Origin of the sequence: Acidaminococcus sp. AM05-11, from assembly GCF_003472805.1 — a bacterium.
GTDB classification, from domain to species: Bacteria; Bacillota; Negativicutes; order Acidaminococcales; family Acidaminococcaceae; genus Acidaminococcus; species Acidaminococcus hominis.
On record NZ_QRMX01000006.1, the window covers coordinates 18,755 to 40,221 of the forward strand.

The window sequence follows — 21,467 nt, forward strand, 5'->3', positions numbered from 1 at the left end:
GAGCGGGCAAAGAGGAGAACATGGCCTTGGAGCTGATGGCTGAAGTGCAGTAAGCCGTCTGGGTGTGCCCATTACAGCACTGGAGTATCCGACCAAGTCACGTACTCGAGAGGCTTGGCCTGGCCAAGCGAAGCTGGGTGGTACCACGATGCTTTCGTCCCTGCAGGGGGCGGAGGCTTTTTTTATTGCAGAAAAGGAGTGGAAATTATGCCAATTAAAATTGCGAGTCATCTGTCGGCAAAAGCCAAACTGGAAGAGGAAGAAATTGTTACCATAGATAGCGATCGGGCTGCAACCCAGGATATCCGTCCTTTGCGTATTCTGATTCTCAACCTGATGCCCTTAAAGAAACCTACGGAATTACAGCTGCTGCGCCTTTTGGGTAATTCCCCCCTGCAGCTGGAAGTGGACTTCTGCCGGCCGGTAAGCCGGGTGGGCACCCATACGGACAATTCCTACCTGGAAAGCTGCTACCTGGAATTTAACGATATCAAGGACAAATACTACGATGGCTTCATTGTCACCGGGGCTCCTGTAGAAAAGCTGGAGTTTGAGGAAGTGGAATACTGGCCGGAAGTGGTGGAGTATTTTGAATGGGCCCGGGACCATGCCTACTCCGTGCTCCATTACTGTTGGGGCGCACAGGCCGGCCTGTACTATTACTATGGGGTTGCCAAACGGATGCTGCCCCAGAAAATCTGCGGCATTTATCCTTACGGCCTGACGGTGCGCAACCATCCGCTGCTCCGGGGCTTTGACGACCGGTACTTTATTCCCCAATCCCGGTACACCTCCGTGGATGACCAGGCGGTAGATGCTTCTGACAAACTGGATGTGCTCAGCCGCAGCGTGGAAAACGGCATCAATATCTGCTGCAGCCACGATATGCGCCATATTTTCGTTATGGGGCATTTTGAATACGAACGGAATTCCCTCCAGGATGAATACATCAGGGATAAGAATAAGGGCCTGAATCCTGCCCTGCCGGCCTTCTATTATCCGGACAACGACAGTAGCCAGCAACCCTGCTTCAAGTGGTGCAGCTATGCCCACCTGTTCTACCTGAACTGGCTGAACCGGGTGTACCAGGATACGCCCTATGATTTGACCAAACTTACCCGGAAAGAGTAAGAGGCCCTTGGAGAAGAAAGGACATTCCATGGAAGCACTAGCCGCAAAGGAAGATCTGTACTATATGGACCTGGCTCTGGAAGAAGCCCGGCAGGCGGCCCGGGAGGGGGAAATCCCCGTAGGGGCGGTGCTGGTTGTGGACGGGGCGGTCATTGCCCGGGACCACAACAGACGGGAACAGCTGCCCGATGCCACGGCCCATGCAGAGCTGCGGGTAATCCAGGCGGCTTGCAGCAAGCTGGGCCGCTGGCGGCTGCCGGACGCCGTGCTGTACGTGACCCTGGAACCCTGTCCCATGTGCGCCGGAGCCATCTGGAACGCCAGAATCGGCCGGGTGGTGTACGGGGCCTACGATAGTGCAGCGGGCTGCTGCGGCTCCCTGTTTAATTTTCCTGGGCAGCCTTCCCTCAGCGTAGGCACCCAGGTTACCGCCGGCGTCCGGGAAGAGGAGTGCCTTCAGGTACTCCAGGAGTTTTTCCGGGCCCGGCGGTCCGAATAGGGGTGCAGTAATTCAAGAATTTTAGATTTGTTTTCTTTCTAACAATTGTGTTATAATGAGAACTCACGGATGGGTGTCCGAGTGGTCGAAGGTGCTTGACTCGAAATCAAGTATACCGCAAGGTATCGTGGGTTCGAATCCCACCCCATCCGCCAATATTTGTTACGTAAGACCGGAAATTCTTTTTTCCTGCAAGCCAGGCTGTCTGCGGCTGTTTGGCTTTTGCAGGGAAGGGAGAGTTTCCGGTTTTTGGCATTTTGGGGGGAATTGTGCGCACAAGCTGCGCACAATGGACAAAAGGCCCTGCCAGAACAGCACACTTTTTGACGGAAGCCGGAGATGGAAAAAACTTGAACCTGCCCAAAGACTTTGCTATGATAAAGGATAACAGTGCAGGGACGTGTTTTGTATGCAAGCACCTGCCCGCTGGATTCTGGCTGGTCCACGGCAGATTCCGTGACCGCCAATTTTAGGAGAACGGTGGCGTCCAAATGAGAGTAAGAAATGTCTGGGCGGAAGTGGATTTATCCGCAATTGCCCATAACGTGCAGGTGACCCGGAAGGTATTGAAACCGGGAACAAAAATCTGTGCAGTGGTCAAGGCCGATGCCTATGGCCACGGAGCTGTGCCTGTTGCTACGGCAGCATTGGCCGCCGGCGTCAATTACCTGGCGGTTTCCATGACCCAGGAAGCCGTGGAACTGCGGGAAGCGGGGATTATGGCCCCCATCCTGATTCTGGGCACCATGACCCCGGAACACGAAAAAGCCATTGTGGATTATCAGATTACCCAAACGGTGTACGACCTGACAACGGCCCAGGCCCTTTCGGCCATGGCCTTGCAGGAAAATAAGACGGTGAAGGTCCATTTGGCCGTGGATACGGGGATGAACCGGATTGGCTGCCGTCCATCGGAAGCGGCGGATTTGGCCGAAGCCATCAGCCATCTGCCCCATGTGGAGCTGGAAGGCCTGTTCTCCCATTTTGCCACTGCTGATGAAACCAACAAGGATTACGCCCAGCATCAGGTTGCCTTGTTTAACCAGGCCGTGGAAAGCATCAAGGCTCGGGGCATTGAGATTCCCCTGATCCATTTGGATAACAGCGCCGGCATTACGGAAATGCCCGGCACGGAATTCAATATGGTGCGGCAGGGCATTACCCTTTACGGCTGGTGGCCTTCCAAGGAAGTGAAGCAGTGCCTGGACATTCGGCCGGTGATGAGCCTCAAGGCCGAAGTGGTCTTTGTAAAGCAGGTTCCCGCCGGGGAAAAGGTCAGCTACGGCTGCACCTACGAAACCAAGGAACCTACCCTGATTGCCACCCTGCCCCTGGGCTATGCGGACGGGGTTTCCCGGAAGCTGTCCAATAAGGGCTATGTGAGCATCCGGGGGTATAAGGCACCCATTATTGGACGGATCTGCATGGATCAGTTCATGGTGGATGTAACCCACGTGCCCAATGTGCACGCAGGGGATGAAGCCGTGATCTTTGGGGATGGCGCCATTTCCCTGGATCAGGTAGCGGATTGGTGTGGGACCATCGGGTATGAGGTGCTATGCTTACTGAGCACCCGGATTCCCCGGAAATATACGTACCACTATACCATCCGCCATTATGTGAACAACCATTTCTGAGAAGTGGCTGGCGTAGGAAAGCAGGAAGGCGCAGGACAGTAAGCAGAAAGGCAGCAAAGCAGCATGGAAAACTACAATCCAATTACCCAAGAAGTGCTTGAAAAATTAAACGCCCTGGTGGGCGAAAAGTATGTATGGACGGATCCGGACCATCTGGAGCAGTATAAAACCGATGAGGAAACGGATCCCCGGCTGTTCCGGACCCCTGAAGCGGTGGTGGCTCCGGAAACTACGGAGCAGGTGGCAGCCATTATGAAGCTGGCCAACCAGTACGGTTTCCCGGTTACGCCCCGGAGCGGGGGCACCAGTGTTTCCGACGGAGCCATTGCCGTGTGCGGCGGGCTGGTACTGCTGCTGGAACGGCTGGACAAGATTGAAAAAGTGGACGCGGACGGGATGTACCTGATTGCCCAGGCCGGGGTTCCCACGGTGAAGGTCCAGGAAGCAGCCCGGGCCGTAGGCCTGTTCTACGCAGGAGATCCCTGCAGCGCCGACAGCTGCCTGATTGGGGGCAACCTGGCCACCAATGCCGGGGGCGACAAGGCCGTACGCTACGGCACCACCCGGAACCAGGTCCACGCCATCGAAGTGGTGCTGCCCAACGGCGAAATCGCCAACCTGGGCACCCGGAGCAAGAAAAACAGCACCGGCTACTGCCTGGACCAGCTGGTGATCGGCAGCGAAGGCACCCTGGGCATCATTACCAAGGCAACCCTGAAGCTATTGCCCCTGGCACCGTATAAGGCGGACGTACTGGCGGTATTTACCGACCAGGAAAAGGCTGTCAGCCTGGTACCCATTTTACTGAAGGCAGGCCTAAATCCCACCAGCGTGGAATTTATGGACAATGGTTTCGTAAGGTCTGCCAGCGATTATTCCAAAATCCGGCTGGCCCATTACGAGGACGGCTCCTATGTGATTCTTACCCTGGAAACCTTTGATGAGGACGAACTGGAAAAGAAGCTGGAAAAGCTGGATGAACTGTGCCGGGAAAACGGCGCCGACGATGTGATGATTGCCGACGACCGGGTTTGGACGGTGCGGAAGAATTGTTTGGAAAGCGTCCGGGTACTGAGCAAGGTAATGACCAGCGACGATTTTGTGGTGCCCCTGGACAAGATTGCCCAGACCATCAACGAACTGTCCAAGGTAGCGGAATCCTATCCCTTCCAGGTATTTACCCTGGCCCATGCCGGGGACGGGAATCTGCATTTCTCCATTCTGAAGGGGAATATGACAGATGAAGCCTGGGAAAAGGCCCTTCATGATTTCCATGCAGAAGCCTATCCCTATATTTACGCCATGGGCGGCAAACTCAGCGGCGAACACGGCATCGGCGCCAAGAAGGTGAAGCAGCTGGCTTCCCTGGCAGATCCTGGGGAATTGTACATGATGCAGACCATCAAAAAAGCCCTGGATCCCAAGGATGTTTTGAATCCGGGCAAGGTGCTGGCCCAATACTAAGAAATAAAAAACGCTTTCTCGCAGGTTTGGCGGGAAAGCGTTTTTGATTAACTCAGGCTGAAGTGGGGGAGCGGCAACAAAAAAAGCCTGCAAACCGAAGTTCACAGGCTCTTTTTATTTTCCCGGCGGGCTGCAGCAACAGGCACCCCTGCGGCACATGAAGGGATCTGCTTATTGCTGCTTCCTTCCGGACCTGACAAGGTTCACAGGACTCCATTGCGCAGGACCCGCCGCTGCAGTCCGCCGGAAAAATAAAAGCCGCTTGACGCGGCTGACAGACAAAATGGCGGAGAGTGAGGGATTCGAACCCTCGATACGGTTTCCCGTATACACGCTTTCCAGGCGTGCTCCTTCAACCGCTCGGACAACTCTCCAGGTTGAATTGCTTAGATAAAGCTATTCAATTGTTTGCAGTAGTCTTGAAGACAACCACGAGGTACAGTATAACCAATTTGCGCTCACTTGTCAACATTTTAGTTGAATTTTTTTAGGGAAAAAAGGTATAATAGCTAAAGCACATTGTTCAGATAGAACAGAAAGGATGGGAAGTATGGCATACGTTGCTCTGTATCGCACCTGGCGGCCGCAGACCTTCGAGGATCTGGTGGGGCAGGCGCATATCAAAACGGCCCTTTCCAACGCCCTGGAATCGGGAAGAATTTCCCATGCGTATCTGTTTACAGGGCCCAGAGGGTCAGGGAAGACCAGTACGGCCCGGATTTTGGCCAAGGCCCTGAACTGTGAGCACGGCCCCACAGCCCACCCCTGCAACGAATGCACCCTGTGCCGGGAAATTACCGAAGGCACAGCCCCCGATGTCATTGAAATCGACGGGGCCTCCAACCGGGGCATTGAAGAAATGAAAAAGCTCCGGGATCAGGTGTTTTTTGCCCCGGCAGCCTGCCGTTATAAAGTCTATATCATCGACGAAGTCCATATGATTACCACCGATGCCTTCAATGCGCTGCTGAAGACCTTGGAGGAACCGCCGGAGCACGTGGTGTTCATATTGGCCACCACGGAGCCCCAGAAGATTCCGGCCACCATCCTGTCCCGGTGCCAGCGGTACGATTTTCACCGGGTAACGGTGCCAGAGATTGCCGAGCATCTGGAAAAGGTGGCGGAAGGCAGCCATATTCAGGCGGAAAAGGAAGCCCTGCGGCTGATTGCCATCCAGGCGGATGGGGGCATGCGGGACGCACTCAGTCTTTTGGACCAGTGCAGCGTCATGGCCAGTCCCATTACGGCCGAAGCGGTGCGCCAGATGATTGGCTCCGCCGGCCGGGAAAAAATCCGGCTTCTGACCGAGCAGATCGGCAAACAGGATTTGGCCGGCGCTTTGGCTACCCTGAACGCTCTTTTGGAGCAGGGCAAGGAGCTAGAGCAGATTTTGGCGGAGCTGATGGAATATTTCCGGGCTCTCCTGCTGTATCAGGTGGACCCGGCCTATCAGGATATTTACGTAACCGATGAGGAAACGGAACTGGCCCGGCTGGCCCCCTTGTTCAGCCGGCCCCAGCTGATGGCCAGCGAAGAAAAGCTGCACCAGGCAGCGGCCGAATGCAAGCGGTCCCTGCGCAAGAAAATCGTGGGGGAGCTTTGCCTGTATGACCTGTGTAAGCACCAGGGGTCGTCAGAAGCGGCTTTGGAAGCCCGGATCCGCAGCCTGGAAGAACAGGTGGCGGCCCTGACCGCCGGCGGCTTTACGGCTCCGGCAGCGGCACCCTTAGGCGGCAGTGCGCTTCCGGCAGCCCCGGCTTTTGCTTCGCCGGCAGCGCCGGCCTTTACGCCTAAAACTGCCAGTGTACCTGACGCACCGGCGGTGCCAGCCTGGACGCCGGAACCGGCCGTTTTCCCCAAGGCAGAGCCCAAGCCCCCGGCAGCTCCGGTGGTGCCTAGTGCGCCAGTGGTTCCTACGGCTGCGCCAGCAGCTGCTGCCGCAAATGTCACACCTCTGTCACGAGAAGGGGTTGCACAAGGGGAAGAACTATGGCAGACTGTGATACAGGGGCTAAAGCAGCGCCGGAAACGGGCGTTTTTGGTATACGCCAAAATGGCCCAGGTGGGCTCTTTTGCCAACCAGGTGCTGACTTTGGTAGTGGATTCGGAAAGCCTGAAAGAGCGCTTTGAAACCCCGGATCTGCACAATCTAATGACGGATATTTTAAAGGAGCGCACGGGACAGCCCATTGGGCTAGCCGTGGTGCTCCAGGCTGGAGGTTTGCCTCCGGAACCGGCCCGCTGGGCGGCGCCCCAAACGCCTCCCCAGCCCGCAGCTCCGGTTGCGCCCAAGGCCGCTCCCCAGGCAGCCCCGGAGCCTGCGCCTCAGGCAGCAGCTCCGGCCCCGGCCGTAAATGAGCAGCCAGCCGCCAAGGAAAAGCCGGCGGAACCGGAGGAATTGCCTCCGGGCGTAAAAAAGGCGCTTTCGGTATTTGGCGGTAAGGTATATAAAGAAGAACCATAACACAATTTCAGGAGGAATGAACCAATGTTTAAAGGCGGAATGGGTATGAACAACATGCAGGGCATGCTGAAGAAAGTACAAAAAATGCAGAGCGAAATGAGCAAGCTCCAGGAAGAGCTGAAGGAGCGCACCGTAGAAGCCACTTCCGGCGGTGAAGCCGTAAAGGTCGTGGTCAACGGCAACAAGAACCTGGTAAGCCTGACCCTGTCCCCGGACGCAGTGGATCCGGAAGACGTAGAAATGCTCCAGGACCTGATTGTGACGGCTGTCAACGAAGCCATGAAAATGGTGGACGACATGACCGAAAAGGAATTGGGCAAGGTTACCGGCGGCATGAAACTGCCCGGCATGTTTTAAGGCAAAATCATGCGAATGGTAAAACCCATGGCCCGGCTGTACGAACAGCTGCGGAAGCTGCCGGGCATCGGGTCCAAGTCCGCCCTGCGGCTGTCCTACCATGTGCTGGACATGAAGCAGGAGGATGTAGAGGCTCTGGCCCAGGCCCTTTTGGATGCGAAGAAGCACGTCCATCTGTGCCGGCAGTGCTTTGATTTGTGCGAAGGGGACCTGTGCGAAATCTGCCAGGACGCCAAGCGGGACCAAAGCCTGGTGTGCGTGGTGGAACAGCCCCAGGATGTAGCTGCCATGGAACGGACCCGGGGCTACCAGGGCCTGTATCACGTGCTCCACGGAGTCCTGTCCCCCCTGGATGGTATTGGGCCGGACCGGCTGAAAATCCGGGAACTGCTCCGCCGTCTCCAGGACGGAAAAATCAAGGAAGTGATCCTGGCCACCAATTCCGATGTGGAAGGGGAAGCAACGGCCAATTATTTGGCCGGATTGATCCGTCCCACCGGGGTGAAGGTCAGCCGGATTGCTCATGGTCTGCCGGTAGGCGGGGACCTGGAATATGCGGACGAACTGACCCTGTATAAAGCGCTGGAAAACCGGCGTGAGTTATGAAAGGTGAAATACCATGGAAGTTTGGGCTGTAGGCGCTGCGGCGCTGGTTGTGCTCTTTATTGTCATCAATATGTTTTCCCTGTCCCTGAAGCTTTTGTGGAACGGCTTCTGCGGCATGGTGCTGTTGTGGATTTTCAATATGGTAGGCTCCCTGGTGGGCGTAACGCTGCATATTGATGTGGTTTCCGCCCTGGTAGCCGGTTTCTTCGGCGTCCCCGGGGTTGTCCTGCTGCTGCTGTACCAGCTGGCGGGGCACTGAGCCTATGGAACTGCATAAATCGGATAACGAAAAAGTCCGGATTTTGTGCTACCTGATGATCGGCGGCACTGCGGCCCTGTTTGAATGGGCGCTGGTTTACCTGTTTAGTCAGGTCTGGGGCTGGAATTATCTTCTGGCCACAGCCCTGGCCTATTTCTGTTCCACAGTCTGCCACTACCTGGCCACCAATATCTGGGTTTTTACCAGTGGTGTCCGGTACAGCAAATCCAAAGAGTTTTCCCTGGTGCTGCTGGTTTCCACCATGGGATTGGTACTGAATGTGCTGCTGATGCGAATTTTCGTTGGAGCCCTGGGCTACAGCGTAATGCCGTCCAAAATTGCAGCCTCTGCCCTTGTGACAGTTTGGAACTATTGTTCCAGGAAAAAATGGATTTACTAAAGGAGTAAGTTTGCCATGCTTCGTCAAATCGTAGACATCGATGCATTTCACAAGGTGCTGCTGGTGCACAATTATAGTGCCGGAAAACAGACCTTTTTCAGCGGCATCCACAAAAACGTGGATAAGATGGCCAAGCAGCTGCTGCAGCTGTACGGACCGGATCGGTTCGAATACGTCCAGGTCTCTACTTTTGCCGCCACCCAGGAAGTGGGCCGGCGGATCTGCGAAGAAAAGGTGGAGTGGGTGATTGTGGCCGGCGGGGACGGGACCCTGCGGGCTTTGGTGGAAGTTTGTGTGGATGCGGATTACTGGCCCTATGTCAGTATCTATCCGGCAGGCACTGTGAACCTGGTGGCCAAAGAGCTCCAGCAGCGCACCGACGTGAACAACTGGATGTTCCAGGTTTCCAAGGGCTTTACCACCCCGGTCTGCCTGGGCCGGGCCAACGACAGGATTTTCCTGACCGTGGCCGGGATTGGGGTGGACTCCCTGGTGGTGGATAAGGTGACCCCCAAGGAAAAGAAATATCTGTCTACGCTGGCCTATGTGCGCCAGAGCGGCAAGGTGGTGGGCAGCGAAATGCTCCTTCATAACTGGAAGTACCGCTTCCAGGTAATGATTGATGATGATGGGGTTTGGCACGAGGCCAGCTCCGCCATTGTTACCAAAAGCCGCTACTATGCCGGCCGGTTCTCCCTGGTGAATGGGGGCTCCCTGTCCAATCCTGTGCTCCACGTGTGCCTGTTTACCAAGGACCGGTGCGTGGATTTCCTGCGCTATACGGCCCTGATTGCAGCCGATATGCTGAGCCTGGACAAAAGCGTGGAAATCTACCCGGCGTCCCGGGTAGAAATTCGCTGCAACGTGAAGCAGTTTGCCGCAGAGCTGGACGGAGACGCGGTGGTCACGTCGCCGTTGTCCATTTCGCTGCTTCCCAAAGCACTCCAATTTATTTCGTAAGGAGCGGCTACTGTGAAAAAAATATCTCTTGGGGGACTGATCGTACTCCTTTTTTTGGCAATTGAATTCGTCTACAACTGGACCCTGGTCCAGGACATTCGCCCCTTTCCCTGGGCAGAATGCTGGTACCATGCCCTGAATGGCTTCCTCCGGGACCTGCTGCTTATGGGGGTGGCCCTGTTCCTGTACCGGGAGCGGCGGAGAATCAAGGACAGAACCCTCCGGTATTTTCCGGTGGTAGTGGTGGGCATTCTGTATCTGCTGGATGCGGTGTTTATGGTCACCTACCTGGAAATGGATACGGGCTTTATGACCGTCCTTTCCGTAATTACCGGGCTGTTCAACAATATTGTCCTGGTACTGCTGTGCGCCATGCTGTACCACCACTGGCCCAACCGCCCTATGAAGGCCCTGTATTTCCTGGCGTACTATTTCACCTGCATCATTATGCTGGGGGACGCCATTTACTTCTGGAATACCTCCATGCACGTGGAAAGCGTGCTGTTTGAGAACCTGAACTGGTATGCGGCCAAGGGCATTCTGGAAACCACAGCACCCTGGCAGCTGGCCGTAATCGCAGTGGTGCTGCTGGCCTTTATTCCCCTTTTCCGGGTGGTGCATCCCAAACGGAAAAAGCCCAACCTGCCCTGGTCCCTGCTGTGCCTGGTGATGTTTGCCATGGGCCTGAATGTGGCCTATGCGCTTTTGGCGGAAGGCACCTACAAGGCCATTGACAGCGTCAGCGGCCTGGATATCGAGGTGGACCTGGAAAAGACCCGGAAACCTACCCGCAACAGCATTGCTTATCCCATTAACGTGAACTTTGTGGGCAAGGCCCTGTTCAAGACGGATAAGGTGGTCAAGGAGCCCTGGAAGTATACGGAACGGACCTTGACGGACCAGGATAAGGAAGCCCTGTCCAAGCTGGGCATCTATCCCAAACCGGAAGCGGTGCCCCGGCAGCAGCCGGCCTACGACCGGGTGGTGCTGCTGATTTTGGAATCCGTGCACCGGGACTACATTCATTACTACAATTCCAATATTCCGGCGGAAACCACTCCATACCTGGACTCCCTGCTGAAACGGTATCCCAAGGTGGACCATTACTACTCCTCGGCGGTGCCTACCACCCAGGGCCTGAATGCCACCTTCCGCTCCCAGCTGATCTACGATGGGGACCTGCCGGGAGAAAACCAGCCGTCCCTGTACCGCTCTATGCAGGGGGCGGGCTACACCGGCTATTTCCTCAGCGCCTCCAGCCGGTACTACAACAATGAGTACCGGGAGTATCCGGCCCAATTTGGCATGGAACATTACCTGGCCAAGGAAGACATTGCCGGTATGGGCTACAAGGGTGCTAGCGGCTGGGGCTTTCACAATGATGTGATGTACGATGCCGCCCTGCGGATCTTGAATGAGCACAAAAACGACAAGCTGCTGCTGGTCTGCAAGACCCTGGATATGCATCAGCCCTATCCCTATTACGGCTACAGCTATGCAGAAATGCCGGAATCCGTACGGGATCAGGGAACGGCCACGGTCTGCGGCATGTACTGGGTGGACAAGACCTTGCAGCACTTCTTTGCGGAAGCAGATGCGGAAGGACTGATGGATGACCGGACCCTGTTTATCGTTACGGCGGACCACAACCCCCATTCCGGGGGTGAATACAAGACCCTGGTGGATAATCCCCAGGATAAGCAGAGTGTAGCTCCCATTCCCTTGCTCTTTATCTCCAAAAATTTGGCGCCGCTCTTCCAGCTGGACGAAACCATGTATGCCAGCCAGGAAGATTTGGCACCTACCCTGCTGACCCTGGAAGGCCAGCAGGTGCCCAAGGAATTCATGGGCCGGGATCTGCTGACGACCGCAGCTCATCCCTATGGTTTGGGATACTTTGGAGGCAAGGCCTACTACTATGCAGCCGATGATTACATCATTGCCACCTTGGACGAGGAGCATCCGGATACGGAAGCCAAAGATGCCCTTGCCAACTACATTATGTACAACTACATCAATCGGCATATTGAATTTCAACCTAAATAAAAGGGCAGCAGGCCCCGCCGTTGGCGGCCCGCAGGCTGGGGGATACGTCCCCGGGAGGGTGTGCAGGCTGCGCACCCTCTTTCTTGTACCTGGCAGGTTCCAGACGGAGGCTGTTGCCCTTTCTGCTTATTTTTACCAAGGAGGTGTTTGCGTGGAAAACAGCAGCAGGGAAGGAACCTTTACTTCCCGGTTACGGCGCATCATGAGCGTTATGGTGCCCATCCTGATTACCCAGATGGCCATCCAGGGGCTCAGTTTGTTTGACACGGTCATGAGCGGTCACGCGGGCACCAATGAACTGGCCGGCGTGGCCATTGGCGCCAATATCTGGATGCCCCTGTTTACCGGTTTAAACGGCATCCAGCAGGCCCTGACCCCCATTGTGGCCAACTACCGGGGGGCCGGGGAGAACAAAAGCATTGCCGGAGCTGTGTTCAGTGGGCTGGTGCTGTCCTGCCTCCTGACGGTGCTGGTCATTACCGCGGGGATTCTCTTTTTGCCGTCCATTTTGGGCACCATGAACCTGACCCCGGAAGTATACCGGGTGGCCTACCGCTACCTGGGTTTTTCCGCTTTCAGCGTTCTGCCCCTTTTTGCCTCCAATATGCTCCGCTGTTTTGTAGACAGCATGGGCTATACCCAGGTGACCATGCGGCTGTTTCTTTTGACGGTGCCCATCAACGCCGCCATGAACTATATCTTTATCTTTGGCAAGCTGGGAGCCCCGGCCCTGGGCGGACCCGGCGCCGGGGTGGGGACCTCCATTTCCTGCTGGATCCTGCTTTTATGCTTTGTGGTGGTGTTAAAACGCCTGAAAGTGTTTGCCGGCTACCGGATTTTTGATCCTTCCGGTTTTTCCTTTGCCCATTTGCGGGAACACCTCCGGGTGGGACTTCCCATGGGCGTGGGAATCTTCCTGGAAACCAGTATTTTCGGGGTGGAATGTTTGTTTGTGGCCCGCTTTGGCACCATCGCTGTAGCTGCCAACCAAGCCGCTATGAGCTTTTGCAGTATGCTGTACATGATTCCTTTGAGCTTTTCCCTGGCGCTCACCATTTTGGTGGGGGCGTATGTGGGGGCGGCGGACTTTCGGCTAGCCAAAAAGTACGCCTCCACGGGCCGGCTGGCCAATCTGATGACCGGAGCCTTTTTCGCCGCTGTGCTGCTTTTGGGCCGGGACTGGATTGCGGCCCTGTACACCACGGATCCCAGCCTCATTGGACCCATCAAGCATTTCCTGATTTTTGCGGTAGCCTTCCAGTTCTGTGACAGTACCGCCGCCCCCATTCAGGGGGTACTCCGGGGCTACAAGGACGTAAAGGCCACCTTCTATTCGGCTCTGGCGGCCTACTGGCTGATTTCCCTGCCGGCGGGGCTGTTTTTGGACCACGGGGTGCACCTGGGTCCGGACGGCTACTGGCTGGGGCTGATTACGGGCATCTTTTTCTCCGCCCTGTTTCTGACCTTGCGGCTCCGGTATATTGAGCGCAAGTTCAGTGGGCCGGCGCTGGAGTAGGGAGCGTGTTCCAAAGCACGGCTGTCCTATGGTATACTAGAAAACATACTAGAGAACGGACGGGCCGGGGCGGAAACCCTGCGCCCGGCTGGCAGAGAAAGGGAGAGCTATCGTGGGATTATTTGATGCGTTAAAGGGTGCCGGTAAGGACGAAGCCATGCGGCCCAGCCCGGTACGGGAATTTCTGGGAGAAGAATTGTATGCGGTGGACTGCCGGGGCGCCAATTTGTATGTGCACCAAAATGCCGTGGTCATCGACAAGACCGGCGGCGGACTGTGGAACCTGGGGGACAACAATTTCAAGGTGATTCCCTTCCGGTCCATTGTGGCTATCCAGGCCAAGCTGGAATCCACAGTGCTAAGCGGCTATATCGAGTTTGAGACAGCCAACAGCCCCTTAAGTGTGGGCAGCGACAACGCAGAACGCTCCAGTGAAAACAGCGTCATCCTCAGCGGCAGTAAGGAAAGGTATGCCCAAGCCAAAGAGGCCTTGCAGTATATTTTTAGTCATATTTGTTAGTCCTAGCGGATGCGCCGGAAAAGGCGTTTCGGAGCATAAAAAAATCGGAAGCCTGGGAGCTTCCGATTTTTTTATGCCTGTTTTTAGCTGTGGGCTTCCGAGACCTGCAGCGTTTTTTCTTTCCGGGGCCAGTTTACGTAGAGCATTCCCGCCAGAATGCAGGCTGCTCCGATAAAGCCGTTGGTACCAAAGGTTTCCTGGAACACCAGGGTGCCCAGAATGGAGGCGGACAGGGGAGTGATGGCGCAGAACATACCGGCTTCGTCGCTGGGTACGTACTGCTGGGCCACTGGCTGGAAGGTAAAGCCAAAGCAGCTGCACATCAGAATCAGCACGGTCAGGCTCAGCAGGGTGGGGGTGTGGGTGGGAAGGGCTACTACACCCTGGAAGGCGGCAGCCCCCAGGCTGAGCAGACCCATCATGCCCATTTGTAGGATGCCCAGGGAGAAGGCATCGCTGTGTTCCACGGTAATCCCCGTGGCCACAATGTAGGCCCCGTAAAACAGCCCGGAACCAATGGCGAACAGGTCCCCTGCGGCAAAGCTCAGGGAGGCGCCGCCCAGGGTCAGGAAGCCTACGCCGGTAAGGATGGCCAGAACTCCAATGACGATGTGCCGGTCCGGCAGCCGCCGGTAGATGATGGCGTTCAGGATGGGGACAAAGGCCAGGGCCGTATTTTCCAAAAAGGCCACCATGTGCACGGCGGAAGTCCGCAGGCTCATCATTTCACAGCCCATAACAAAGAACAGGGTCAGTCCCAGAAGAAAGCTTTTGGGCAGCAGCTGAGAATCCGCTTTCAGTTCCCGGTACAGGTGACGGCAGAAGATCAGGGACAGGATCAGACAGGAAATGGTAAAGCGAATGCCCAGCACCATGAAGGGGGCCAGTTCCTGTAAGGAGATTTTGGAAAAAATAAAGGCACAGCTCCGGGTCAGGATAACAAAAGCCAGCAAAATTTTCGCAGCTCGGGTACTCATGGAACATTCCTTCTTTTCCTTAAATTTTCTCTATTATAAATCCAAAAAGGTATTGTGTAAAACGCAACTTATACAATATAATTGTGTGGAATCCGCATAATGAGCTGCTTCCTAAAGGGAGATGGAATCATGGAAACCAATAAATATAAAGCCCTGCTGAAGGCGGTGGAACTGGGCAGCATTACGGCAGCCGCCCAGGAGCTGGGCTATTCCCCTTCCGGGCTGACCCGGCTATTGGACGGGCTGGAAAAAGATCTGGGATTTCCCGTACTGACCCGGGGGCCCCAGGGGGTGGGCTTTACCCACGAAGGGGAGGAGCTGCTGCCGGTGTTTCGGGAGCTGTTGCATTGGCAGGGCCGGTTAAATGAGTACTGCGCTGCCATCCGGGGGCTGGAGCAGGGGGAATTGTTTGTAGGCAGCTACTACAGCATTGCTGCCCGCTGGCTGCCCACCATCCTCCAAAAATTCCAGCGGGATTATCCGGGCATCCGGATCCACGTCCAGGAGGCTGGCAACAGCCGGCTTTTGGAAGGCTTGCAGGAGCGGCGGCTGAGCTGCGTTTTGTTCAGCCGGCCCCAGAATTACAGTGGGGAATGGCTGCCTCTCTACAGCGACCGCTATGTGGCCTGGATTCCCGAAAGCTTTCCCCAGGCCCGGCAGGCAGCCATTTCCCCTGAGGAGATTGCCCAGCTGCCCTTTATTGAACCCTTTCCCCACCAGGGAACCACCATTGAGGCTTTTTTCAAGAAGTACCATATCCAGCCGGATGTGCGATTTACCACCAGCGATATGTACACCTGCTGGTGCCTGGTGGAAGCGGGGCTGGGCGTTTCCATGGACAATGAGCTCAGCTCTTCCCGCTGGCAGGGCAGGGTCAAGGTGCTGCCCTTTACCACCGGGGAAAAATTGGAACTGGGCATTGCCCTGCCTTCCTACCGGGATGCGTCCCCAGCCCTTAAAAAATTCATTGAGTATGTCCAGAATTTTGTGGCTGAGGTCAAGGCAAAAGAAAGAACCGCCGGCAAAGTCCAGCAAAAATAGGCAAAAAAATTCCGCCGGGGTATCGGCGGAAGGAAAAACGCTTACATCGAAAAATGGAACACAATGCCCACCACGGCAGAAGCTGCCAGGAACGCAATGGGGTGGACGCTTTTAAAGCGCCGGGTCAGGTACACAAGAATCAGGGCTACCAAAAGGGCCCGGCCGTTAAACAGGGCCATAACGTTTCCTGTGCCCCAGGCTTCCGGATGGAACAGGGTGACCTTGGCTACCAGGAAACCTGCCGCGGCAATCAGGCCCGCAGAAGCTGCCCGAAGCCCGTACATGACGGCCTTCACGTATTTGCTGTCGCCAAATTTTTTCAGAAACTGGAAAATAATCAGGATGACAATGACGGACGGGGTAATAAGCCCCAAAGTAGCAATCAAGGCACCCTGGAAACCGGCAATGTGGTAGCCCACATAGGTAGCGGTGTTGACGCCGATGGGGCCGGGGGTGGATTCGGATACGGCAATCATATTCAGCAGATCCGTTTCCGTAAACCAGCCGGTGGTGGAGGCCAGTTTGGTCAGAAAGGGAATGGTGGCCATGCCGCCCCCAATGGCAAATAGGCCAATTTTGGCAAATTCATAGAACAGTCGAAGCAGCAGCATCAGAGTTCACCTCTCACTTTCTTGGCAGCCAAGCCCACAATCCCGGCCAGGACTACCAGATAAGCTGGGGAAATATCCACGAACAGGTTCACCAGCATAATGACCAGAAATAGCCCAACGGTGAGTTTGTCCACCAGGGCGCTTTTGGCCAGCTTGAAGACGGCATTGAAAATCAGGACACAGACGCAGATCCGGATGCCGGCAAAGGCATCTTTTACAATCAACAGGTCTGCAAAGTTGGACAGGAATGCGGCAATGGCCGTAATGATGATCACCGAGGGAGTGGCAACCCCCAGGGTAGCCACAATGCCGCCGATGGGTCCTCTGCGCTTATCCCCAATGAAAGTTGCCGTGTTCACGGCAATGACCCCGGGAGTGCACTGGCCTACGGCAAAGTAGTCTGCCAGCTCTGCTTCCGTGGCCCAGTGGTATTTTTCCACCACTTCCGCCTGGAGAATGGGCAGCATGGCATACCCGCCGCCAAAGGTTACCGCCCCAATACGGGCAAAAACAAGAAATAATTGGATAAGTTCAGACATCATGCACCTCCGTTAACTTCCTTCAGTGTAACACCCAGGAAAGAAGCTGTAAATATAGAAACAGGTACAGCTGCGGACTGACAAAATATTTTCGCAAAAAATCACAAATTTGTCCGGGGAATCTCCGGGAAAAAATTGTAGATTTGTTCAAACTGTACTATAATGAACCTGTATAAGCTGAAGAAATTTGTAGGCGGTGTTCCGCAGAAAGGCTGCTTTGTGAAAACATATTTATTGGCGTTGACCATTTCGTTGATTTTAAGCTGGCTGCTTACTCCTTTTGTAAAGAAACTGGCATTCCGCGTAGGGGCGGTGGACCGTCCCAATGCCCGTAAGGTGCACCACCGGATTATGCCGAGAATGGGCGGCCTGGCCATTTTTATCGGCTTTATGGCGGCGGCGCTGACCTGTATGGAACTCACCCGGGACGTGGTGGGCATCCTGCTGGGCGGCACGGTGATTGCTCTTGTGGGCATCTTGGATGATATGTTCCAGCTGGCCGCCAAAGTTAAGCTCCTGGGGCAGATTGTGGCAGCTCTGGTACCGGTATTTTTCGGGGTCCGGATTGAATGGCTGAACAATCCTTGGGGTGGTTATTTTTATTTGAACTACTTATCCATACCGTTTACGGTATTTTGGATTGTCAGCTTCACCAATGTGGTGAACCTGATTGATGGCCTGGACGGTCTGGCAGCCGGCGTTTCCGCCATTGCCTCCGTTACGGTAATCATGGTTGCCCTGCAGCAGGGAATGTATCCGGTGGCTGTTCTTACGGCGGCCCTGGCCGGCGGCATCATCGGCTTTATCCGGTACAATTTCAACCCGGCCACCATTTTCATGGGGGATACCGGGAGCCTGTTTTTGGGCTATATGCTGGCGGCCATTTCCATTTTTGGTGCGGTAAAGAGCGCGGCTACGGTTGCCCTTCTGGTACCGGCCATTGCTTTGGGCCTGCCCATTATGGACACGGCCTTTGCCATTGTCCGCCGCTACAAAAATGGCCATCCCATTTTCAGCCCGGACAAGGGTCATATCCACCATCGCCTGCTGGCCATGGGCTTTAGCCAGCGGCAGGCTGTAATCTTTATGTATTTGATCAGCGCCGGCCTGTGCCTGACGGCTGTGCTGCTGACGGAAATGGAAGGGATGTATGCCGTGGGCCTGCTGGTATTCCTGCTGGCAGTGATTTTCATCGGCGCAAAGAAAATAGGTATCTTACAGGATAGATCTTGATATAAGGGGCGCGAGTGTTATGAACAAATTGAAAGTCATGATGATTTTCGGTACACGGCCGGAAGCTATTAAAATGTGTCCGCTGGTACTGGAAATGAAGAAGTATCCGGATTATTTGGAACCCATTGTAGCCGTTACGGCCCAGCATCGGGAAATGCTGGATCAGGTGCTGCAGCTGTTCCAGATCAAGCCGGACTATGATCTGAATATCATGACGGCCGGACAGACTTTGTACGACGTAACGGACAAAGCCCTGATGGGCCTGAAGGCTGTGCTGGAAGAAGCCAAACCGGACCTGGTACTGGTCCATGGGGATACCACCACCACCTTTGTGGGGGCGCTGGCTTCCTTCTATAAGCAGATTCCCGTGGGCCACGTGGAAGCGGGCCTGCGCACCGGCGACAAATATTCTCCTTTCCCGGAGGAAATGAACCGGAAGCTCACCGGCGCCATTGCCGACTACCACTTTGCTCCTACGGAAACCGCCAAGAGCAACCTGTTAAAGGAAAACATCAGCCCGGAAGGCATCTACGTTACCGGCAACACGGTTATTGATGCCTTAAAGACCACGGTGCGTCCTGGCTTTGATCTCCATAATCCTAAACTGGAGGAGGCCATCCGCAGCGACCATAAGCTGATTCTGATGACCACCCACCGCCGGGAGAACCTGGGTGCTCCCATGCGCCATGTGTACACGGCCCTGAAGGAAGTACTGAAGGACCACCCGGAAGCGGAAGCCATTTTCCCCATGCATAAGAATCCCAAGGTGCGGGAAGTGGCCGAACAGGTCCTGGGCAAAATGGACCGGGTACACCTGATTGAGCCCATGGACTATGAACCCTTTGTAAACCTGATGGCCGAGGTGGACATTGTTCTCACCGATTCCGGCGGCATTCAGGAAGAAGCCCCGGCACTGGGCAAACCTGTGCTGGTGCTACGCAATACCACTGAACGGCCGGAAGCCGTTACAGCCGGTACCGTAAAACTCATCGGCACCGGGAAGGAAGATGTATATGCGGCTACCAGCCGCCTGTTGGGAGATCCCAAATACTACAAACAAATGTCTGAAGCAGTCAATCCCTATGGGGACGGCAAAGCCTCCCAGCGGATTGTTTCCTTCCTGCTTCACACCCATGGATATCCGGTGGAACTGATGCCGGAGTTTACCACGGAGAAAAAATAAGCTGGTGAAGGATGGTCACGAAACAATTGGGTACTTTTGAACCCCAGGGCATTAGCCCTGCCGCTCAAAAAAATCTGAATTTACAGTTGAGACAGATTATGATCCGCCAGGGCCTGCTGGCTCTAGTGGCAATCCTGGCGGGTGCTTTGGTCTGGCACACCATAGCCGGTGCCCTGTGGGGCGCTCTGGCCGGCTTGGGAGACAGCGGTCTGGTCCTTTGGGGCATTGCCCGGGGTATGCGGAAAACGCCGGAGCGGGCTGCCGCGTATATGCGGCGTATGATGTTTACCCGCCTGGCTTATCTGCTGTTCCTGACGCTGCTGTCCCTGAAGCTCCAGGGTCAAACGGCGCTGGTGCTGCTGGGCTTTGTCTTTTTCAACGTTACCCTGTTGGTTCACATGGCCGTCTGCCATATAGAAATCTACAAAACAAAAAGGAAGTGATTGCGGTATGGGAATTGCAGAAGCTGCAAGTTCGGGAGTCATCGAGTACGGGACTACCGAAGTGCTGCCCGGCATTACACTGAACATGCAGACGCTCTACATGTCCTGGCTTACCATGTTTATTGTGGCAGCAATTGTTTTTGCAGCCACGCGGCGGGTACAAATGATACCCTATGGGATTCAGAACCTGGTAGAGATGTTTATTGAATGGCTGGATAAATTGATGGATGCCAACCTGGGAATCGAGGGACGACGGATTTCAACCCCGTTTGTGATTACCTTGTTCCTGTACATCTTTATTGGCAACGAATTGGGCATGATGCCTTCCATTTTTGTGCATCTGACCTCTCCCACCAACGATATCAACGTGGCTTTGGGCTTGTCTCTGACAGTTGCCGTGGCAACGTATATTATTGGTATCATCCAGCAGGGGCCGAAGTATTTCAAGCATTTGGTTTCCCCCTTTGCCTTGATGCTTCCCCTGAATTTGATCGAGGAATTGTCCAAACCGCTGACCATGGCCCTTCGTTTGTTTGGCAACATTCTTGCCGGTGAAATTTTGCTGGTAGTGCTTTACAAGCTGGTTCCCTGGGTTGTGCCCAACCTGTGGATTGGGTTCAGCTTGATCATCGGGTTCCTGCAGGCTTTCATCTTCACCATGCTGACGGTGATTGCCCTGGCGCCTATCTTTAAACAAGTGCATCACGAAAAAGAAAAATAAAAATTTTGCTGGAAAGGGTGTATAAACATGATTGACAACAACACGCTTATTATCGTAGCTTCCATTCTGGGAGCAGCTTTGATTGGGGTAGGTGCTTCCCTGGCAGCTAGCCGCGGGGACTCTACGGTAGCTTCCAAGGCTTTGGAATGCATGGCTCGTCAGCCGGAACAGGCCGGCAGCTTCCAGGTAAACATGCTGATTGGTATCGGCCTGGTTGAATCCATTCCTATCATTGCTTCCGTTATTGCCATTGTGCTGATTTTTGCCAATCCTTTTGTCCATTAATGGGCCGTTTTGAACCCCATAGGGAGAAAGGAAGTGTCGGTAAAGAATGGTAAGTATTAACTATACATTGATTGCGCAGATTGTGAACTTCATCATCCTCCTGTGGATTTTGGCCAAGTTTGCCTACAAACCGCTGCTGAAAACCATGGATGACCGCCGGACCAAAATCGTCAAGGATATGGACTCGGCAGAACAATCCCGGCAGCAGGCAGAACAACTGAAGGAAACCTATGCCAACCAGCTGAAGGAAGCCAAACAGCAGGCCAACGCCATTGTGGCCCAGGCCAATACCATGGCCCAGCAGCTCCATGACGAAGCCCTGGCAGCTGCCCAGAAGGAGCGGGAAGAACTCCTGGCTACCGGCCGGGAAACCGTGGAACTGGAAAAGAAAAAGGCCCTTCTGGATGTGCGGGAACAGATTATTGCGCTGAGCACGGAAATTGCCGGCCGGGTACTGGAGCAGAAACTGAATTCTGCCGAAGACCAGGCTCTCATCGCCAAAGTAACCGATGAGACAATGGCAGAGCAAAAGAAATAACAAAAGTCCCTGTAAAAAGGAACTGTGGAGGCAGTAA

The 21,467-nt window shown here is 54.9% G+C and carries 23 protein-coding genes, 2 tRNA genes, 1 other RNA gene and 1 other annotated feature (1 of these 27 cut by a window edge); of the genes, 21 read left to right on the plus strand and 5 right to left on the minus strand.

Annotated features, from left to right (window positions below; all coding sequences use genetic code 11):
• Nucleotides 1–165, plus strand: a binding site (T-box leader); it begins 69 nt to the left of the window's first position.
• A 42-nt stretch (nt 166–207) separates the two neighbouring features.
• From metA to DW089_RS04930, 5 genes are all read left to right on the plus strand, one after another.
• Entirely contained in the window at nt 208–1,131 is a 924-nt protein-coding gene (gene metA / locus DW089_RS04910) for a homoserine O-succinyltransferase (RefSeq protein ID WP_105326929.1), read from the plus strand.
• Between the two features lie 28 nt (nt 1,132–1,159).
• Complete coding sequence (locus DW089_RS04915) at nt 1,160–1,630, plus strand: nucleoside deaminase (protein WP_118286880.1); 471 nt, start codon at nt 1,160–1,162, stop codon at nt 1,628–1,630.
• A gap of 67 nt (nt 1,631–1,697) precedes the next feature.
• Nucleotides 1,698–1,785 (plus strand) — tRNA-Ser (locus tag DW089_RS04920).
• 336 nt (nt 1,786–2,121) lie between these two features.
• The gene (gene alr / locus DW089_RS04925; protein WP_105326931.1) at nt 2,122–3,267 is read left to right on the plus strand and encodes an alanine racemase; all 1,146 of its coding nucleotides are present in this window, start codon (nt 2,122–2,124) and stop codon (nt 3,265–3,267) included.
• A gap of 63 nt (nt 3,268–3,330) precedes the next feature.
• A complete protein-coding gene (locus DW089_RS04930; RefSeq protein ID WP_105326932.1) occupies nt 3,331–4,731 on the plus strand; it encodes an FAD-binding oxidoreductase in 1,401 nt (466 codons plus the stop codon).
• 133 nt (nt 4,732–4,864) lie between these two features.
• Here the strand turns inward: DW089_RS04930 and ffs are convergent.
• An RNA gene (gene ffs, locus DW089_RS04935) (signal recognition particle sRNA small type) lies at nt 4,865–4,964 on the minus strand.
• A gap of 51 nt (nt 4,965–5,015) precedes the next feature.
• A tRNA-Ser gene (locus DW089_RS04940) sits at nt 5,016–5,105 on the minus strand.
• Nucleotides 5,106–5,281: 176 nt separating this feature from the next.
• On the opposite strand from DW089_RS04940, the gene dnaX reads away from it, so the two are divergent.
• The 9 genes from dnaX to DW089_RS04985 all read left to right on the plus strand — a co-directional run bounded on the left by dnaX (nt 5,282) and on the right by DW089_RS04985 (nt 13,859).
• Nucleotides 5,282–7,195, plus strand: coding sequence for a DNA polymerase III subunit gamma/tau (gene dnaX, locus DW089_RS04945; protein WP_105326933.1), 1,914 nt, complete (start codon nt 5,282–5,284; stop codon nt 7,193–7,195).
• Nucleotides 7,196–7,219: 24 nt separating this feature from the next.
• A complete protein-coding gene (locus DW089_RS04950; protein ID WP_105326934.1) occupies nt 7,220–7,552 on the plus strand; it encodes a YbaB/EbfC family nucleoid-associated protein in 333 nt (110 codons plus the stop codon).
• Nucleotides 7,553–7,561: 9 nt separating this feature from the next.
• On the plus strand, nt 7,562–8,158 hold the full coding sequence (gene recR / locus DW089_RS04955) for a recombination mediator RecR (RefSeq protein WP_105326935.1): 597 nt from the start codon (nt 7,562–7,564) through the stop codon (nt 8,156–8,158).
• 13 nt (nt 8,159–8,171) lie between these two features.
• The gene (locus DW089_RS04960; RefSeq protein WP_105326936.1) at nt 8,172–8,417 is read left to right on the plus strand and encodes a pro-sigmaK processing inhibitor BofA family protein; all 246 of its coding nucleotides are present in this window, start codon (nt 8,172–8,174) and stop codon (nt 8,415–8,417) included.
• A 4-nt stretch (nt 8,418–8,421) separates the two neighbouring features.
• Nucleotides 8,422–8,817, plus strand: coding sequence for a GtrA family protein (locus tag DW089_RS04965; protein ID WP_105326937.1), 396 nt, complete (start codon nt 8,422–8,424; stop codon nt 8,815–8,817).
• Nucleotides 8,818–8,832: 15 nt separating this feature from the next.
• The gene (locus tag DW089_RS04970) at nt 8,833–9,777 is read left to right on the plus strand and encodes a diacylglycerol kinase family protein (RefSeq protein ID WP_105326938.1); all 945 of its coding nucleotides are present in this window, start codon (nt 8,833–8,835) and stop codon (nt 9,775–9,777) included.
• A 54-nt stretch (nt 9,778–9,831) separates the two neighbouring features.
• Nucleotides 9,832–11,823: an LTA synthase family protein gene (locus DW089_RS04975; protein WP_233547554.1), complete on the plus strand. Its 1,992-nt coding sequence runs from the start codon at nt 9,832–9,834 to the stop codon at nt 11,821–11,823.
• 151 nt (nt 11,824–11,974) lie between these two features.
• Entirely contained in the window at nt 11,975–13,339 is a 1,365-nt protein-coding gene (locus tag DW089_RS04980) for an MATE family efflux transporter (protein ID WP_231086084.1), read from the plus strand.
• 112 nt (nt 13,340–13,451) lie between these two features.
• The gene (locus DW089_RS04985) at nt 13,452–13,859 is read left to right on the plus strand and encodes a hypothetical protein (protein WP_231086083.1); all 408 of its coding nucleotides are present in this window, start codon (nt 13,452–13,454) and stop codon (nt 13,857–13,859) included.
• Nucleotides 13,860–13,942: 83 nt separating this feature from the next.
• Here DW089_RS04985 and DW089_RS04990 read toward each other — a convergent pair whose 3' ends face one another.
• Nucleotides 13,943–14,836 (minus strand): DMT family transporter, encoded by an 894-nt coding sequence (locus DW089_RS04990; RefSeq protein ID WP_105326940.1) that lies wholly within the window; start codon nt 14,834–14,836, stop codon nt 13,943–13,945.
• A 129-nt stretch (nt 14,837–14,965) separates the two neighbouring features.
• Here DW089_RS04990 and DW089_RS04995 point away from each other — a divergent pair, with 129 nt between their 5' ends.
• The gene (locus tag DW089_RS04995; RefSeq protein ID WP_158572324.1) at nt 14,966–15,877 is read left to right on the plus strand and encodes a LysR family transcriptional regulator; all 912 of its coding nucleotides are present in this window, start codon (nt 14,966–14,968) and stop codon (nt 15,875–15,877) included.
• A gap of 41 nt (nt 15,878–15,918) precedes the next feature.
• On the opposite strand, the gene DW089_RS05000 is transcribed toward DW089_RS04995, so the two are convergent.
• Nucleotides 15,919–16,488, minus strand: a complete 570-nt coding sequence (locus DW089_RS05000) for a chromate transporter (protein ID WP_231086082.1) — start codon at nt 16,486–16,488, stop codon at nt 15,919–15,921.
• Nucleotides 16,488–17,027, minus strand: a complete 540-nt coding sequence (locus DW089_RS05005) for a chromate transporter (RefSeq protein WP_105327434.1) — start codon at nt 17,025–17,027, stop codon at nt 16,488–16,490. Before DW089_RS05005 ends, DW089_RS05000 begins: the two co-directional genes overlap by 1 nt.
• Before the next feature lie 219 nt (nt 17,028–17,246).
• Here DW089_RS05005 and DW089_RS05010 point away from each other — a divergent pair, with 219 nt between their 5' ends.
• From DW089_RS05010 to atpF, 6 genes are all read left to right on the plus strand, one after another.
• Nucleotides 17,247–18,260, plus strand: a complete 1,014-nt coding sequence (locus DW089_RS05010) for a glycosyltransferase family 4 protein (RefSeq protein ID WP_105327435.1) — start codon at nt 17,247–17,249, stop codon at nt 18,258–18,260.
• Nucleotides 18,261–18,279: 19 nt separating this feature from the next.
• Nucleotides 18,280–19,443 (plus strand): non-hydrolyzing UDP-N-acetylglucosamine 2-epimerase, encoded by a 1,164-nt coding sequence (gene wecB, locus DW089_RS05015; RefSeq protein ID WP_118286881.1) that lies wholly within the window; start codon nt 18,280–18,282, stop codon nt 19,441–19,443.
• 86 nt (nt 19,444–19,529) lie between these two features.
• Entirely contained in the window at nt 19,530–19,886 is a 357-nt protein-coding gene (locus DW089_RS05020) for a hypothetical protein (RefSeq protein ID WP_158572325.1), read from the plus strand.
• A 7-nt stretch (nt 19,887–19,893) separates the two neighbouring features.
• Nucleotides 19,894–20,607, plus strand: coding sequence for a F0F1 ATP synthase subunit A (gene atpB, locus DW089_RS05025; RefSeq protein ID WP_105326945.1), 714 nt, complete (start codon nt 19,894–19,896; stop codon nt 20,605–20,607).
• 27 nt (nt 20,608–20,634) lie between these two features.
• The gene (gene atpE, locus DW089_RS05030) at nt 20,635–20,892 is read left to right on the plus strand and encodes an ATP synthase F0 subunit C (protein WP_105326946.1); all 258 of its coding nucleotides are present in this window, start codon (nt 20,635–20,637) and stop codon (nt 20,890–20,892) included.
• A 46-nt stretch (nt 20,893–20,938) separates the two neighbouring features.
• Nucleotides 20,939–21,430 carry a F0F1 ATP synthase subunit B gene (gene atpF, locus DW089_RS05035; protein WP_105326947.1) on the plus strand — a complete coding sequence of 164 codons (492 nt, stop codon included), beginning with the start codon at nt 20,939–20,941 and terminating at the stop codon, nt 21,428–21,430.
• The last annotated feature ends 37 nt before the right edge of the window (nt 21,431–21,467 follow it).